This window comes from Bacillus cereus group sp. MYBK245-2 (assembly GCF_051916145.1).
GTDB lineage: Bacteria > Bacillota > Bacilli > Bacillales > Bacillaceae_G > Bacillus_A > Bacillus_A pacificus.
Genome location: NZ_JBQAGB010000007.1, coordinates 88,523 through 102,065, shown reverse-complemented (window position 1 = coordinate 102,065; position 13,543 = coordinate 88,523). Strand labels below are relative to the sequence as shown.

The window sequence follows — 13,543 nt, the reverse complement described above, 5'->3', positions numbered from 1 at the left end:
AAAAATATTGTACTAATAATCTAATGGTAGCAAGATAATTTTGATAAGAAGTATATAGTAAGAATGATTTGGAGATACAGATGGGGATATAACTATTTTATTTAGGATGGTGCACTTAAAATGGATTTACAGAAAGGGAAATTATATTGGAACACAACTTTTTCTAATACACCTTCTTACCCCCGTTTGGAAGAAGATATAAAATGTGACGTACTCATAATAGGAGCAGGAAGTTCGGGTGCTCAATCCGCATACTATTTGAGTGAATCAGATTTAAATATTGTTATCGTTGATAAAAGAAAGGTAGGACATGGAAGTAACCTTACAAATACAGCACTTATTCAATATTTAGGTGATAAGATGTTTTTTGAACTTGTAAATACATTTGGAGAAGAGTATGCAGTTAAGCATATGAAATTATGTGAACAAGCTATTAATGATATTGAATATGCTGATCAAAACTTGCCTTATTGCTCTGACTTTAAACGACGGGACAGTTTATATTATGCAAGTTATGAAGAGGATATAAAGAAATTAGAAAAGGAACTGTATTATTTACATAAGCATGATTTTAAAGCGGCTTGGTTATCAGAAAAACAAATTGGACAGAGATATCCATTTAAAAAACGTGCAGCTATTTATACGTATAATGATGGTGAAATAAACCCTTATAAATTTACACATAGTTTATTAGAACAAGCCTCTAATAAAGGAGTTCACATTTATGAAGATACAGAGATTGTTGGCAAAAAGTTAGAGAAAGAATGTGCTATCTTTTATACAAAGGGAGGCAATTCTATTACTGCCGATAAAGTAATTGTGGCTGCAGGATATGAAGGATTGGAATTTAAAAAGGAAAAGAACGCTACACTGATTAGCTCATATGCAATTGTTACTAATCCTGTAGAAGATTTATCTTCTTGGTATAAACGTACTCTCATTTGGGAAACTGCGAGACCATATATTTATATGAGAACTACTGCAGATAACAGGATTATTATAGGTGGGTTAGATGAAGATACAAACATTGCTCAAGAAAGAGATTCAAAATTAATCCATAAAAAAGAGAAATTAGTGAATGAATTTAATAAGCTCTTTCCAAATATAACAGTTGAACCTGAATTTTATTTAAGTGCTTTTTATGGTGGTACTCATGATGGTTTACCTATAATTGGAATGTATGAAGAATTTCCAAATTGTCACTTTATCTATGCGTATGGAGATAATGGATTAGTATATAGTATGGTACTTTCTAAAATTGTTCGAGATGTAATTATTAGCGGTTCAAGTCCAGATTTGAATTTATATTTACAAACTAGACCAAAACTAAATGAATAAGCTGCATGTATACAAAATTATAGTAGTAAGGAGCTTATTTAGGTTTCCGTTATAAAAACCGCTATTTTAAATGTATTAGTTTAATGTGATTATTTATTATGTTTATGAATGCTTAAATAAAGCATTCATAAACAATATTATTTGTTAAACCCATTCATCTTACTAAGTTCTGTTATTTGTATAAGCCACTCTTTTTTTAGGTAGGGTAGAGTTGCTTGGATATGATGATATTCCCATTCTTCCTCAATGGCGGGATAAAGATTAAATAAGTATTTTTCTTCATCATTTGTTATACTTGCTTTAGGATTGCCAGTAAGTTTAAAATAAATGTCGCACCATCCACTATAGTTTGTTAACATGAATAAAAAATTAGGACATTTAAATTCGATGAGGTATATTTCTTTCTCTAATTGAATATCTGATAGTAATTCCCTTGCAGTCTCAAAAGTAGGCTTCTTTTGGTAACCATTGCATGAATGCCATGCCCAAATGGGGAAATCTATAATGAAGTCAATGCCTTTCTGTTTCATGTGTCTTACAATGTATTTATATGCTGTGCAATCTTCTTTACTAACAAAAATAGGATCGGCTATAAGCTTACCTTCATTCAAAAGTGTATTTATAGCATTTTGGTTTTGAAAAGTCCATAGGATTGTTGAATCCATAGATGTATTTAAGTTTGATTGTTTATCAAATTGTTTTTTCATCTTTCGCTCCATTTTCTTTTTTATTTTGCAGAATTAAGAATAAATATGACTAATCGGACAATAAAAAATACCTATGCTAGATACAATTGCAAATGCTTATTTAAAGTAACAGCAAGGAAATAACCTTTGTATATAGAGTGTACAATACATGCAAAACAGGATTAAAGAAGATTTTAAATATAATATGAAATAGTACAAAATAAGAACTTGATATATTTTATATATATAAACTATTAATTGAAGTTTGTAATTACACATTATAGTTAGTATACTAACTATATAATTAGTGTACTAACTATATTGGAGGTTATATGAATAATTTAGGCTATTTATTACACAAGGTAAGTATAATGACGAAAACAGAATTATCAAATCAATTAAGAGAATATAAAATAACAGCTCAGCAATGGTCTGTGTTAAAGGATATATCTCTTTATCCAAATGGAACCACCCCGGCTATGATTGCTGAAAGGCTCTTAGCAGACCGTCCAACAGTAACCGGAATTATACAAAGATTATTGCAAAAAGAATGGATTCTTATAAAACATAATCCTAAAGATAAACGGTCACATTTAATATTTTTAACAGATGAAACTAAGGGATTAATACAGGAGATAGAAAATGTAAGCGATGAAGTTATAAAAAATGCTACAGCTAGTATTCCTAAAAAGGAAGTAGAAAATACAGTTCGAGTTTTGCAAAGTATGATTCAAAATTTACAAAAAAATAAAGGGTGATTAAAATGATTTTAGTAACAGGTGCTACAGGGAATGTAGGAAAAGAGGTTGTAAAATGCCTAATAAAAAGAAATGCTACTTTCAAAGTCACAACGCGCAGTAGAGAAACTGAAGGAGTGTATTTTGATTTTGAAAACCCTTCATCTGTAAAGGCAGCTTTAAAAGGTGTTACTAAAGTCTTTCTAATAAGACCGCCACATCTAGCTGATGCAAAAAAGTATTTCCAGCCTGTTGTAGATGCCGCAAAAGAAATAGGTATAAAACACATTGTATTTTTATCTTTATTAGGTGTAGAAAAAAATCCGATAGTACCTCATGCTAAAATTGAAGCTATCATAAAGGCTTCTGGGATCCCTTACACATTCCTAAGACCGAGTTTTTTTATGCAAAATCTATTATCACAACATGGTGATGAATTAAGAAATGAAAAAATAATTGAAGTACCTGCTGGTAAAGGGGAAACAAGTTTTATAGATGTACGGGATATTGGAGAAGTTGCAGCTAAAATATTAACCGAAGAGGGACATGAATTTAAAGCTTATTCTTTAACGGGAAATGAAGCATTAACATATTATGAAGTTGCTGCTATTATTTCAAAAATAATAAATAAAGATATTACTTATACAAATCCAAGTATATTTAAATTTAGAAAAAGAATGATTCAAAAGGGACTTAACAGTGACTTTATTTGGGTTATGATTGGAATATATACAACTGCAAAATTAGGGTTAGCTAAAAAAGTCACATCAGATTTATCGAATTTACTAGATAGAAGTCCAATAACTATGGAAACGTTTGTTTACGATTACAAAGAATTATTAATATAATAATGCAAAAGTAAAAAAGATGAGTATTCACATAAAGAATCTATTATGTTTTAAGAATTAGAAAGGATAGCCATGCAAAATAAAATTATTGTTATGTTTCAAAAAGATTTTCGTTTATATGATAACCCAGCGCTATTTGAGGCTGTTCAGTCTGGTGAGGTTCTTCCTGTATATATACAAGATGAAACTTTTTCAATAGGAAGTGCGGCAAAGTGGTGGTTACACCATGCTATAATAGACGTCCAAAAACAACTTAAGGCATTGGGCGCTACTTTTATAATACGTAAAGGAAAGACACAAGAAGAAATACTTTCTCTTATAGAACAATTAGATATAACGGCTGTATATTGGAATATTTGTTATGAACCGGACAGATTACAATCTAATCAAAAAATGAAAATGATTTTAGAAGATAAAGGTATTATTTGTAAGGAATTTAATTCACATTTATTATTAGAACCGTGGATTATTAAAAAGAAAGATAACACTGAATATAAGGTGTTTACGCCTTTTTACAATGCATTTCAAAAGCAGGCAATACCTAAACCTACTAGCAAAGTGCAGAGTATAAAGTGGGGAAGCTCTTTACCAGCAAGCTTATCTGTTTCAGAATTACACTTGCTGCCAACCATACCGTGGACATATCATATGGAATCAATATGGAATCCGACAGAGGAAGGGGCATATAAAACATTTAAGAAATTTTTCTCTAGCAAATTAACCTTTTATAGTGAAGGAAGAGATTTTCCAAATCAAAATGTCCATTCGATGTTGGCACCGTATCTTTCATTTGGTCAAATATCAGTAAAGCTAATGTTTCATTACTTAATAAATAAAAGTAACGAAAAACAATGTAGTCTTTTTGAACAACAAGTGAATAGCTTTATACGTCAATTCATTTGGCGAGAGTTTTCTTATTATTTGCTATATCATTATCCATTTACAGTATATAAACCTCTTAATAAGAACTTTGAACATTTTCCGTGGAATAATGAAGAGGAGTTATTAAGAGTATGGCAGAAGGGCAAAACTGGTTATCCGTTTATTGATGCAGGAATGCGGGAACTATGGCAAACAGGTTTTATGCATAACCGAGCAAGAATGGCTGTAGCCTCTTTTCTTGTAAAGCATTTGTTAATTCCGTGGCAAGAAGGAGCAAAATGGTTTATGGATACACTATTAGATGCTGATATTGCAAATAATACAATGGGGTGGCAATGGGTTGCTGGAAGTGGGGCAGATGCATCACCGTACTTTCGTATTTTTAACCCGATCACACAAGGTGAAAAGTTTGATAAAGATGGGGAGTATATAAGAAAATGGATACCAGAATTAAGAGATATGCCTAATAAATATATACATAAACCGTGGGAAGCACCTGAGCATATTTTACAAAAGGCCAATATACAGCTTGGCAATACATACCCTTTGCCAGTTGTTGATCATAAGGCAGCACGAGAGAGAGCACTTTGTGCATATAAAAGTATGAAAGAATTCGTATGAAATAGGTTAAACAATATGTATTTGGAATTTAAATATTAGAATTTTATCCATTACAAGGACATACTAATCATATAAAGTTTCTAAAACCTTCTATTAAAAAGGAGAATGTTTATGAAAAAATCTAGTATTATAGTATTTTTACTAACATATGGTTTGTTTTACGTTTCTACTGTTTTATTTCCTATTGATCGTACTTGGTATGATGCGTTAGAAAAGCCGTCTTGGACACCTCCTGGTATGACAATCGGAATGATATGGGCTGTATTATTTGGACTTATTGCATTATCAGTTGCAATTATTTACAACAACTATGGATTCAAGCCAAAAACATTTTGGTTTTTATTCCTTTTAAATTATATATTCAATCAAGCGTTCAGCTATTTTCAATTTAGCCAAAAGAATTTGTTTTTAGCAACAGTAGATTGTTTACTAGTCGCTATTACTACGTTACTTCTCATTATGTTTTCTTCCAATTTATCTAAAGTATCGGCATGGTTGCTAATCCCGTATTTTTTATGGACTACATTTGCTACATATTTATCTTGGACCATTTATAGTATGAATTAAAGACGTAAATGAAAACTTGAGCATGATAAAAACGCTCGAGTTTTTATGCTTATTAATGATAATCTAAAGTATAGAATATATACATCTTAGGGAGGCCATATGTGTGAAGAAATGGATAAAAATTACGCTGTACTCTTTACTTGGTATTTTACTTATAGGAAGTATTAGTTTTTTTGTTTGGTCTCAGTTTAGTTACAAACCGACGAAAGAGGCTTTGTCGTTAGTGGATGATAAAAAAGATGAAGATTATATAGCTTTTGGAGAGAAAGATGCTAAAATAGGGGTTATTTTTTATCAAGGAGCTAAAGTAGAAGCCGAGGCTTATAGTTATTTAGGAGAAGCTCTTGCAAAAGATGGACATTTTGTAGTAATGCCTAAATTACCATTAAACTTAGCGATACTTGGAATCAATGAGGTAGATAGTGTAATTGAAAAGTATCCGGAAGTTCAAAAATGGTATGTTGCGGGGCATTCAATGGGCGGAGCTATGATTTCTAAGTATGCCTTTCAACATGAAGAAAAGGTAGAAGGGATTATTTTCTTAGGTTCGTATCCTGCAGATGACTTCTCTACTAAGTCGATTCCAATGTTATCAATTTACGGGGAAGTAGATGCTTTAGCAACTGTAGAAAAAATAGAAAACAATAAAAAGTTCATGTCAAAGAATACAACTATGCACATGATAAAAGGTGGAAACCATGCTCATTTTGGCATGTATGGTGAACAAAAAGGTGATAATGCGAGTTTAATTACGCCAAAAGCACAACGAGATGAAACAGTGAAAGTAATGGAAGAATGGTTGTTGAAACAATGATAATAGGTTTAATAAATCGATGGTGATTATAAAAAAAGATTCTTACTATGTAAGAGTCTTTTTTTAGTAATTGCTAGCATTTTTGATGTATATCCAGATCTTCAATGGATCAATTCGTATGAAATAACCTTATTTGGGTATAAATATTAAAAAATTGAAGGAGTTTAATATGAAAAAAATGATAGCGGTTTTGTTTACTTGTAGCTTTCTTTTACTAGGTGTACAAGGGATGGTAGAAGCAGCGGATTCTTCAAAAGAGATTTCCTATATAGAAAACAATGCAAGTAAAATCTTTGAAAATCCAAAAGTTTTTTATAGTAAGGTTAAAAATCATACGTATCGTTCTTTCTATGTTCCTTTTCATGAGGCTGAACATCATATACAGAAAACAGTTCTATATAAAGATTTACAATCGACTATGGAATCCGAAATAGGACCGTTTGTAAGTAGAATGGCTGGCAAAGAAAAATCACTTAACATTAATCCTAATAGACAAATTTACTTAATAGCATCATGGACAGAAACGGAAAAAAATTTCCGGGTAAAATATCTTATCGCTGATGCTGAAACAAAGACTACTCTTTGGACTGGAGAAGATAAAGGAATGAAAAAAATAAGCCGATAAAAAATCAGCTTATTTTTTTATTTGTTTACTATCTTCAATTGCTCTCTTATTTTCTCTGGAATATCCTTTTCTGCAATAATATCGTAAGAATAAACATATTTTCCTTTTACATGAATCTTTAAGTAAGTTTTTCTAATAAAATCATTAGGGGTGTTCGTTCCCACTTTATATTCTTTCTCATTGCTTAATTCATCAACACTTTTTAGTGAGTAAATAGCCCGGCCTTTATAATGATAATCTGGAACGCCATAACCTTGCGCAATGGCGTATACATTTTTTTCTTCAGCAATCGGATTAAATCTGTCTAAATCCCCGCGTAATATGAAAGGTAGTAAGTATATAGGAAGGCCTATTCCTAGTATGCAAATTATAAATCTCTTCATGGTCATTTCTCCTCTTGTTAAATTACTTATTTTTAAGTATAGGAAAAAATTCTTATGAATTTAGAAGTGAATTTCTTAAGTTTTTCTTAAATAGGTGTTTAAAGGAGAGATAACAGTGTATGGTTATTCTTTCGTGCAAATCGTATTATTTTTTATTTATATCTTCGCGGCTTTTATGAAAAATACAACATTTCTAGATAAGATTAGACCTTCTTATATAGTAGAAAATGTTTTTTGTGAATTAATTATGAATATATTTTATTTTAAAAAACATCCCTTGATAAATAAACAGAATTATTGTAAAGTGATGATAATTAAAATGTATATTGCTTGAAAGCGATAAAAGGAACTTGTGAATCCATCTTTGAGAGAAATGAAGAACACTTCAGTGTGAAGTTAGTAATCGTTTCCAGCTACAAGCAGTTAATAAATTAAGTAGAGGGCGTATATTTTTAAGTTTTTAACTAGGGTGGCAACACGGGTTAACTTTCATCCCTTGTATAGGAACGGGAGTTTTTTGTATTTGATTTAGTTAAAACCCTAATTTGAAAAAGGTTAGTTCCTTCATTAATAAAATATAAAAGATTAAGGGGATATTGTTTATGGATAATCAATATAAATTAATAGAAGAATTTAATAATGCGGAATTTGATAAAAGATTAAAATGGTTTTCTCCACCTAAAGATTGGGAGGTTAATAGCAATAAATCGAAGTTAATAATCAAACCGGATAAAGAGACAGATTTCTGGCAAAAAACACACTATGAATTTCAAGTTGATAATGGACATTTTTTATACTATGAACTAAATGGAGACTTTAGATTGATTACGAAAGTAAAATCTAAACCAGCAAATAGATATGATCAAGCAGGTTTAATGGTTCGATTTTCAAAAGATACTTGGTTAAAGACATCGGTTGAGTATATACCTGATGACAATAGTAAATTAGGTGTTGTTGTAACAAAGAATGGCTATTCTGATTGGTCTAGTCAGGATTTTTTGGGAGATTTGAATTCTCTTTATTATCGCATAACAAGAAGGAAAAATAATTACTATGTTGATTATTCCTTAGACGGGACAGTATGGAAACAAATAAGAATGGCTCATCTTTTTGAGGAAAAAGATTGTATGAAAGTTGGCATTTATGCTTGCAGTCCACAAGGAGATGGATATGAAGCAGAGTTTGAATTTATTAAGATTGAAAATATAAATGATAATACAAAAGTTTATTAAAAGTGTAAAGGCTCTTATCCATCATTATTCTACTGCTGAACCTTCTTATGCTGACATTATTTTTATGGCTCTTTATATAAAAATACCAAGTAACCACTCATTCTAAGGATGAGTGGTTACTTGCAGTTTGTTTAAATAGAGAAATTGGGCTTTTCCGTTATAGGTAACATTTTTCAATGCGTAAATAAGAAGGTTTTAGTGTAAAAACTTCAGAGCAATTGCACCAGAATCACTATTGAATCAGTTTAGATCTATAAGAATTAAAAAAGATTCGACATCCTGGAGTAAAAAGTAAAAAATGGAATTGTGAAAGATGAATTTCAAATAATGCTAATGTTTTATAAAAACATTGTATATGAAGGGATGTACCGCTTTGACGAGAAAACAATACAAATTGTGCAGTGAACGGCTCCATTATTAAAAGAACACAGTATAGTAAAGGAATTGATTCATTATGAATCGTTTAGTCCTGTTGCAATTTTAGGAGAGTGACTAATACCGGATAGGGTTATAGTCATAATAATGTAAGTAAATAGTTTTTTTTGCGATACTTTAATAGTGAAGTATCGTTTTTCTTTGTAGAACTAAAGCCCAACTATAGAGCTTAGATTTGCAATAATAAATGTTTTTTCATTAGATAATTACTTTACCAATAATCGAGATGTTTGCGGATACATTTATTTTTGGGATACATAATTATATTTAGAGAATACCCAGTTACAGTATTTGAATTTTTAATAAGAAGGGATGCGAAGGAATGAACTCACAGAGACAAGGCTATGTAGGCTGGTGGCAAGGCGGGCACGGTGGTGGTTGGCCGGGCGGACACGGTGGTTGGCAAGGTGGACACGGCGGTTGGCAAGGTGGACACGGTGGTTGGCCGGGTGGACACGGCGGTTGGCAAGGTGGGCATAGTGGCTGGCAAGGCGGACATAGTGGCTGGCAAGGCGGACATAGTGGCTGGCAAGGCGGACATGGTGGTTGGCAAGGTGGACACGGTGGTTGGCAAGGTGGACACGGTGGCTGGCAAGGCGGACATGGATATTAAAAAGATACTATAAAATCTTTTTTTATGAAAAGTTTGTATATTTAGTATCGTTGTATATTTTCATTTTTATTAGGTTATATGTTTTTAAAAGCACTCTTTGAAAAGGAGTGTTTTTTTATTTTTCTTTTGATTTAATTAACGAAAAAAGTATCTTGTACTCTGTTTGTAACCTTTTCCAAATAGAATTTTTCTATAAAATAAGGGGCTTTCCTTTCAAACAAATCGTTATTTGTAGCACTGCTATCAAAGGAAAGTGCTCGTGACATCTCGTTAATATTGAAAAACAGTAATAACCTATTGTATTAAATTTTTTGAAAATTTAGGTTTAACATCTTTAAAATAGGTGTATTACATATTACATAACAACTAAATAAAAAAATAAAAAATCTAAAGGAGGAAGCTAATTTATATGAAGAAAAACTAGATCAAGGGAGAATTTTACTCCTAGTAACAGATGAAACACTAACGGCGAGTGATAGGCAGACGCAAAACTATCATTCTCTCTAATAGATTGCAACATCTGATAAGCTAACTTCCTATTTTAAGAAAAAATTGAAATAGACTACATTTTAGGCTCTAGCATTGAAGAAAATAAAGTAGAGAAGGATGAGAAAAATGAAACATACAATATTTAAATATGCTGTGATTGGGGTTACGACCGGAATCATGGTCTCCTTATTAAAAAAAGAAAATCGGAAAGTGATACAAACAACAGGAAAAAGCGTAAAAGACAAACTACAAGAAGGGAACATAAAGGAAACATTTGAGAAGGTAACTGAGACAAGTAAACAATTCTCTGTAACTGCAGCTAATGTTGCGAAACAAACATTACCACAACTGCTTACAGCCACACCGGTTGTCATTTCTACTATTAAAGATTTAACAGAAAACGAAAATAACAAAAAGAAAAAAGATGAAAAGGATTACGAAATAAATGAAAATAGTAAGGACTTAGACGGGGAGAAAACGAAAAATGAAAAGAAATATAGGAAAGAAGGGAAAGAAGAGAGTGCCTAAATTTAACTCTAAAAATAGAAAGTGAGGAAAAAGGTATGAAATCTCTGTATGCAATTGATGTAGGAATTGGCTTTACTAAGCGGGCATATCGACAGGATGTAGATTCTGAGGTGACGATTAAGAGTGAGGCTTCTACACTAGCCCCTGTATCCAATCATGCTGAAAGTGAAGATTTAACAAAGGTAAGTTTTATAGACTTAGACTTTGCATACTACATGGGAGATGAAGCACATCAATCTGACGCTTCATTCCTTCCTCCATTTGGCGAAGAAATAGAAAATTATTATGAAAGCGAACGATTTAAACAACAAATATTTGGTTGCATTGCAAAGGATTATAAAGAAAATGTCGTGTTGCCTTTAGTTGTTACTGGGCTTCCCGTTACTTGTTTTGGTAGTCAGCATGAGCAATTACAACGTGCACTAAAAAAAGAAACTTCTGTGCAAATTGATGGTAAATTTATTACTATTACGGTGGAAAATGCTTTGATTCTTCAGCAACCGGTCGCTTTACATGCTTATTTCTTAAAAGAGGGAATCATTCAGGAACGAGATCGTGTCTTAATTATTGATGGTGGATTTCGTACATTAGAAATGACAGATATGAAACAGAATGTCATTTTAAATCATTATGAGACGGAACTAGGATGTAGCAAGCCTTTGAAAAATATTAAGAATATCGTGCAGAATCATGCGGGTGAAAGTAATCACTTGCATATTAACGATATGCCAAACATATTAGAAAAAGGATATGGAGGTCGAGAAGAAGGTCCTCAGACAAGTCAGGTTCATACTTTGATTCAAAAAGAGTTGGATGCACACTTCCAAGACGTTATGCGTGTATTACAAGAACAATTTAAGTTAGACCAGTATGACACTATTATTTGGACAGGAGGAATAGTAGATCTCCACAAAAAACGAATTGAAGAAATACAAGGTGAAATTTCTTCTTTCCGTATGGTAGACGCTTCGAAAGAGGCTGCACTTCATGGATACTATATGATTGGAAGTCAAGTATTTGAGGACATCACCAATCAATCTGCATATGAATCTAAATTATAATAACGACCGAAATGGATTTCGTTGAATAGATGTGCCAAATTATGTAGCTTCTTTTCCACATATAAAAAATGCTTTATAAGAAAAGATAAAAAGTGCTTATATAGAGGAAATGTTTAAAATTGAGAATAAAAGTAGCTAATATATAGGGGATCTTCCTTTTAATAGAATAAGACCTCCTATGCCATTTATCTCGCTTTAATGGGCAGTTGATCCCCCACCTCAAAATTCAGCGTGGGGGATCAACTGCCCATAAAAGTCCGATTGGTGAAGGCTGATAATCAGTGGAGGATGAAGAAAACCCCCACTGATTAAAGTTTCACTTTATTTTGTAATTTAGTTGATCTAAAAACTTTTCCTCCAAGACATGAATACCTACATACAAATTTCATATTACAAATATGATTCGATCAAACATAAAACGATTCAGAAAGGAAGAATAAGATGGAATGCATAAAAATGCCGAAATGGAGTTGGTATCATGTGAAAACTAGTGAGCTTGAAAAACTTTCTTCTATAATCCCTCGTGATGTAACATCTTATTTCTCTCAATTTGTAAAGAAAATAAGTTCTCCTTGTGAAAATGGATTATATGTTTATACGTTATCACCAAGTCAAACTTGTGTATATGGTTCGTTTTTATTTGATCAAGATAAAAAGGATGCCAAAATTCAAAAATTTCTTCATTATTTCGTAGCTCATGGAATACTGATAACGGTCCAGGAAAAAGAGGAAGAGGATTTTCAAAAATTAATACATAATTCCTCTTTTAGTGTAAAAAAGTGTAATAGCTCCGCTGAAGGATTATGTGCTATCTTATCAATGTTTATATCTCACTACTTGCGAAAGGTTGACTATTTCGAAAACAATTTTAGAAATGTATTATGGGATTTTTATCATCATAATAACATAGCAGTTTTAGAAAGAATTTATCATATTCGTCATGAATTATTTATGAACACACATGTGTTTCGCTTAATACAAGAAGTATTACAAGGCCTGAAAGAAGCTTGGTTAGAAAACTTAACAAACACCCTTTGTTATAAACAAACACACGTAAAATTAGAGCGTGGATTACAACTTGTTAAAGAGTACCAAGAAGAATTGGACACGATGATTCATTTACAAGAAGTTGTTTCTTCTCATCGTGGGAATGAAATTATGAAAGCTCTTACTGTATTAACTGCTGTAAGTACACCTTTGACAGCCTTAGGAGCATTGTGGGGGATGAATTTTAAATACATGCCTGAACTAGAATGGAAATATAGCTATTTAATCGCTCTCTTATTTATCATTTTCACAACAGGGTGTATGTATTTATATATGCGATTCAAAGGATGGACAGGTGATTTATTACGAGTAAAGAAAAAGAAATCTTTTTTTAAATCTAATTAATCCTGTTTTTAAAAAATATGATAGATATATGGTTAGTACTATGTATGAATTGCGGTAGTATCATATCCCCATCAAGTTAAAGTTTTGATGTCCCCGCAATGATAAAAATGGTGAATATTTATATGAAAGATTAGAGCTCTCCTTATTCTAAAGTAACGTTAATAAAGGGTGATACACATGGGCTAAATGTAACGCATGCTAAAGAATTTAATGAAGCACTCCTATTATTTTTAAAGGACTGATTACAACTACGTAATAGTTAACTGAAAAATTATAAATAAGTAAAAATAAA

Annotated in this window: 15 protein-coding genes and 2 pseudogenes; 14 read left to right on the top strand and 3 right to left on the bottom strand. The window is 31.7% G+C overall.

All coding sequences use genetic code 11. From position 1 onward, the window contains the following. Positions 1–120: 120 nt before the first annotated feature. Positions 121–1,338: an NAD(P)/FAD-dependent oxidoreductase gene (locus ACTFRN_RS13960; protein WP_074568209.1), complete on the top strand. Its 1,218-nt coding sequence runs from the start codon at positions 121–123 to the stop codon at positions 1,336–1,338. 137 nt (positions 1,339–1,475) lie between these two features. Here the strand turns inward: ACTFRN_RS13960 and ACTFRN_RS13955 are convergent, their stop codons facing one another. Beyond that, positions 1,476–2,045: a DUF3841 domain-containing protein gene (locus tag ACTFRN_RS13955; RefSeq protein WP_074568210.1), complete on the bottom strand. Its 570-nt coding sequence runs from the start codon at positions 2,043–2,045 to the stop codon at positions 1,476–1,478. A gap of 311 nt (positions 2,046–2,356) precedes the next feature. On the opposite strand from ACTFRN_RS13955, the gene ACTFRN_RS13950 reads away from it, so the two are divergent. The 6 genes from ACTFRN_RS13950 (at position 2,357) to ACTFRN_RS13925 (ending at position 7,118) form a co-directional block, all read left to right on the top strand. Further along, positions 2,357–2,782 (top strand): MarR family winged helix-turn-helix transcriptional regulator, encoded by a 426-nt coding sequence (locus ACTFRN_RS13950; RefSeq protein WP_001061043.1) that lies wholly within the window; start codon positions 2,357–2,359, stop codon positions 2,780–2,782. Positions 2,783–2,787: 5 nt separating this feature from the next. Next, entirely contained in the window at positions 2,788–3,609 is an 822-nt protein-coding gene (locus tag ACTFRN_RS13945) for an SDR family oxidoreductase (RefSeq protein ID WP_088106675.1), read from the top strand. A gap of 72 nt (positions 3,610–3,681) precedes the next feature. Continuing rightward, positions 3,682–5,112 carry a cryptochrome/photolyase family protein gene (locus ACTFRN_RS13940; protein WP_088106674.1) on the top strand — a complete coding sequence of 477 codons (1,431 nt, stop codon included), beginning with the start codon at positions 3,682–3,684 and terminating at the stop codon, positions 5,110–5,112. Between the two features lie 111 nt (positions 5,113–5,223). After that, positions 5,224–5,679, top strand: coding sequence for a TspO/MBR family protein (locus ACTFRN_RS13935; RefSeq protein ID WP_140383368.1), 456 nt, complete (start codon positions 5,224–5,226; stop codon positions 5,677–5,679). 103 nt (positions 5,680–5,782) lie between these two features. Then, entirely contained in the window at positions 5,783–6,493 is a 711-nt protein-coding gene (locus ACTFRN_RS13930; RefSeq protein ID WP_000758833.1) for an alpha/beta hydrolase, read from the top strand. A 169-nt stretch (positions 6,494–6,662) separates the two neighbouring features. Beyond that, the gene (locus tag ACTFRN_RS13925; protein ID WP_000738168.1) at positions 6,663–7,118 is read left to right on the top strand and encodes a hypothetical protein; all 456 of its coding nucleotides are present in this window, start codon (positions 6,663–6,665) and stop codon (positions 7,116–7,118) included. Positions 7,119–7,135: 17 nt separating this feature from the next. Here ACTFRN_RS13925 and ACTFRN_RS13920 read toward each other — a convergent pair whose 3' ends face one another. Further along, a complete protein-coding gene (locus ACTFRN_RS13920; protein WP_014893613.1) occupies positions 7,136–7,501 on the bottom strand; it encodes a YxeA family protein in 366 nt (121 codons plus the stop codon). Between the two features lie 602 nt (positions 7,502–8,103). Between ACTFRN_RS13920 and ACTFRN_RS13915 the strand changes: the two genes are divergently transcribed. Together ACTFRN_RS13915 and ACTFRN_RS13910 are read left to right on the top strand one after the other, a co-directional pair. Then, positions 8,104–8,733: a DUF1349 domain-containing protein gene (locus tag ACTFRN_RS13915; protein WP_000370220.1), complete on the top strand. Its 630-nt coding sequence runs from the start codon at positions 8,104–8,106 to the stop codon at positions 8,731–8,733. Between the two features lie 757 nt (positions 8,734–9,490). After that, positions 9,491–9,781, top strand: a complete 291-nt coding sequence (locus ACTFRN_RS13910; protein ID WP_440038186.1) for a hypothetical protein — start codon at positions 9,491–9,493, stop codon at positions 9,779–9,781. Between the two features lie 131 nt (positions 9,782–9,912). On the opposite strand, the gene ACTFRN_RS13905 is transcribed toward ACTFRN_RS13910, so the two are convergent. Next, on the bottom strand, positions 9,913–10,068 hold the full coding sequence (locus tag ACTFRN_RS13905) for an acyl dehydratase (protein ID WP_229196254.1): 156 nt from the start codon (positions 10,066–10,068) through the stop codon (positions 9,913–9,915). 103 nt (positions 10,069–10,171) lie between these two features. Between ACTFRN_RS13905 and ACTFRN_RS13900 the strand changes: the two are divergent. From ACTFRN_RS13900 to ACTFRN_RS13880, 5 genes and pseudogenes are all read left to right on the top strand, one after another. Continuing rightward, a pseudogene (locus ACTFRN_RS13900) lies at positions 10,172–10,288 on the top strand (general stress protein); the annotation flags it as partial. Positions 10,289–10,396: 108 nt separating this feature from the next. Then, positions 10,397–10,798 (top strand): peptidase U61, encoded by a 402-nt coding sequence (locus ACTFRN_RS13895; protein ID WP_088106670.1) that lies wholly within the window; start codon positions 10,397–10,399, stop codon positions 10,796–10,798. 35 nt (positions 10,799–10,833) lie between these two features. Continuing rightward, positions 10,834–11,859 carry a ParM/StbA family protein gene (locus ACTFRN_RS13890; protein WP_000839471.1) on the top strand — a complete coding sequence of 342 codons (1,026 nt, stop codon included), beginning with the start codon at positions 10,834–10,836 and terminating at the stop codon, positions 11,857–11,859. Positions 11,860–12,300: 441 nt separating this feature from the next. Then, on the top strand, positions 12,301–13,251 hold the full coding sequence (locus ACTFRN_RS13885; RefSeq protein ID WP_049111394.1) for a magnesium transporter CorA family protein: 951 nt from the start codon (positions 12,301–12,303) through the stop codon (positions 13,249–13,251). A 140-nt stretch (positions 13,252–13,391) separates the two neighbouring features. After that, positions 13,392–13,493: pseudogene (locus ACTFRN_RS13880) on the top strand (alpha/beta hydrolase); the annotation flags it as partial. Positions 13,494–13,543 lie beyond the last annotated feature (50 nt).

Excerpts from the sequence above, each read along its gene's own strand:
- ACTFRN_RS13915 (WP_000370220.1), top strand. The coding sequence starts at position 8,104 with ATGGATAATCAATATAAATTAATAGAAGAATTTAATAATGCGGAATTT.
- ACTFRN_RS13890 (WP_000839471.1), top strand. The coding sequence starts at position 10,834 with ATGAAATCTCTGTATGCAATTGATGTAGGAATTGGCTTTACTAAGCGG.
- ACTFRN_RS13960 (WP_074568209.1), top strand. The coding sequence starts at position 121 with ATGGATTTACAGAAAGGGAAATTATATTGGAACACAACTTTTTCTAAT.
- ACTFRN_RS13895 (WP_088106670.1), top strand. The coding sequence starts at position 10,397 with ATGAAACATACAATATTTAAATATGCTGTGATTGGGGTTACGACCGGA.
- ACTFRN_RS13920 (WP_014893613.1), bottom strand. The coding sequence starts at position 7,501 with ATGAAGAGATTTATAATTTGCATACTAGGAATAGGCCTTCCTATATAC.
- ACTFRN_RS13940 (WP_088106674.1), top strand. The coding sequence starts at position 3,682 with ATGCAAAATAAAATTATTGTTATGTTTCAAAAAGATTTTCGTTTATAT.
- ACTFRN_RS13910 (WP_440038186.1), top strand. The coding sequence starts at position 9,491 with ATGAACTCACAGAGACAAGGCTATGTAGGCTGGTGGCAAGGCGGGCAC.
- ACTFRN_RS13925 (WP_000738168.1), top strand. The coding sequence starts at position 6,663 with ATGAAAAAAATGATAGCGGTTTTGTTTACTTGTAGCTTTCTTTTACTA.
- ACTFRN_RS13885 (WP_049111394.1), top strand. The coding sequence starts at position 12,301 with ATGGAATGCATAAAAATGCCGAAATGGAGTTGGTATCATGTGAAAACT.
- ACTFRN_RS13935 (WP_140383368.1), top strand. The coding sequence starts at position 5,224 with ATGAAAAAATCTAGTATTATAGTATTTTTACTAACATATGGTTTGTTT.
- ACTFRN_RS13950 (WP_001061043.1), top strand. The coding sequence starts at position 2,357 with ATGAATAATTTAGGCTATTTATTACACAAGGTAAGTATAATGACGAAA.
- ACTFRN_RS13955 (WP_074568210.1), bottom strand. The coding sequence starts at position 2,045 with ATGAAAAAACAATTTGATAAACAATCAAACTTAAATACATCTATGGAT.
- ACTFRN_RS13945 (WP_088106675.1), top strand. The coding sequence starts at position 2,788 with ATGATTTTAGTAACAGGTGCTACAGGGAATGTAGGAAAAGAGGTTGTA.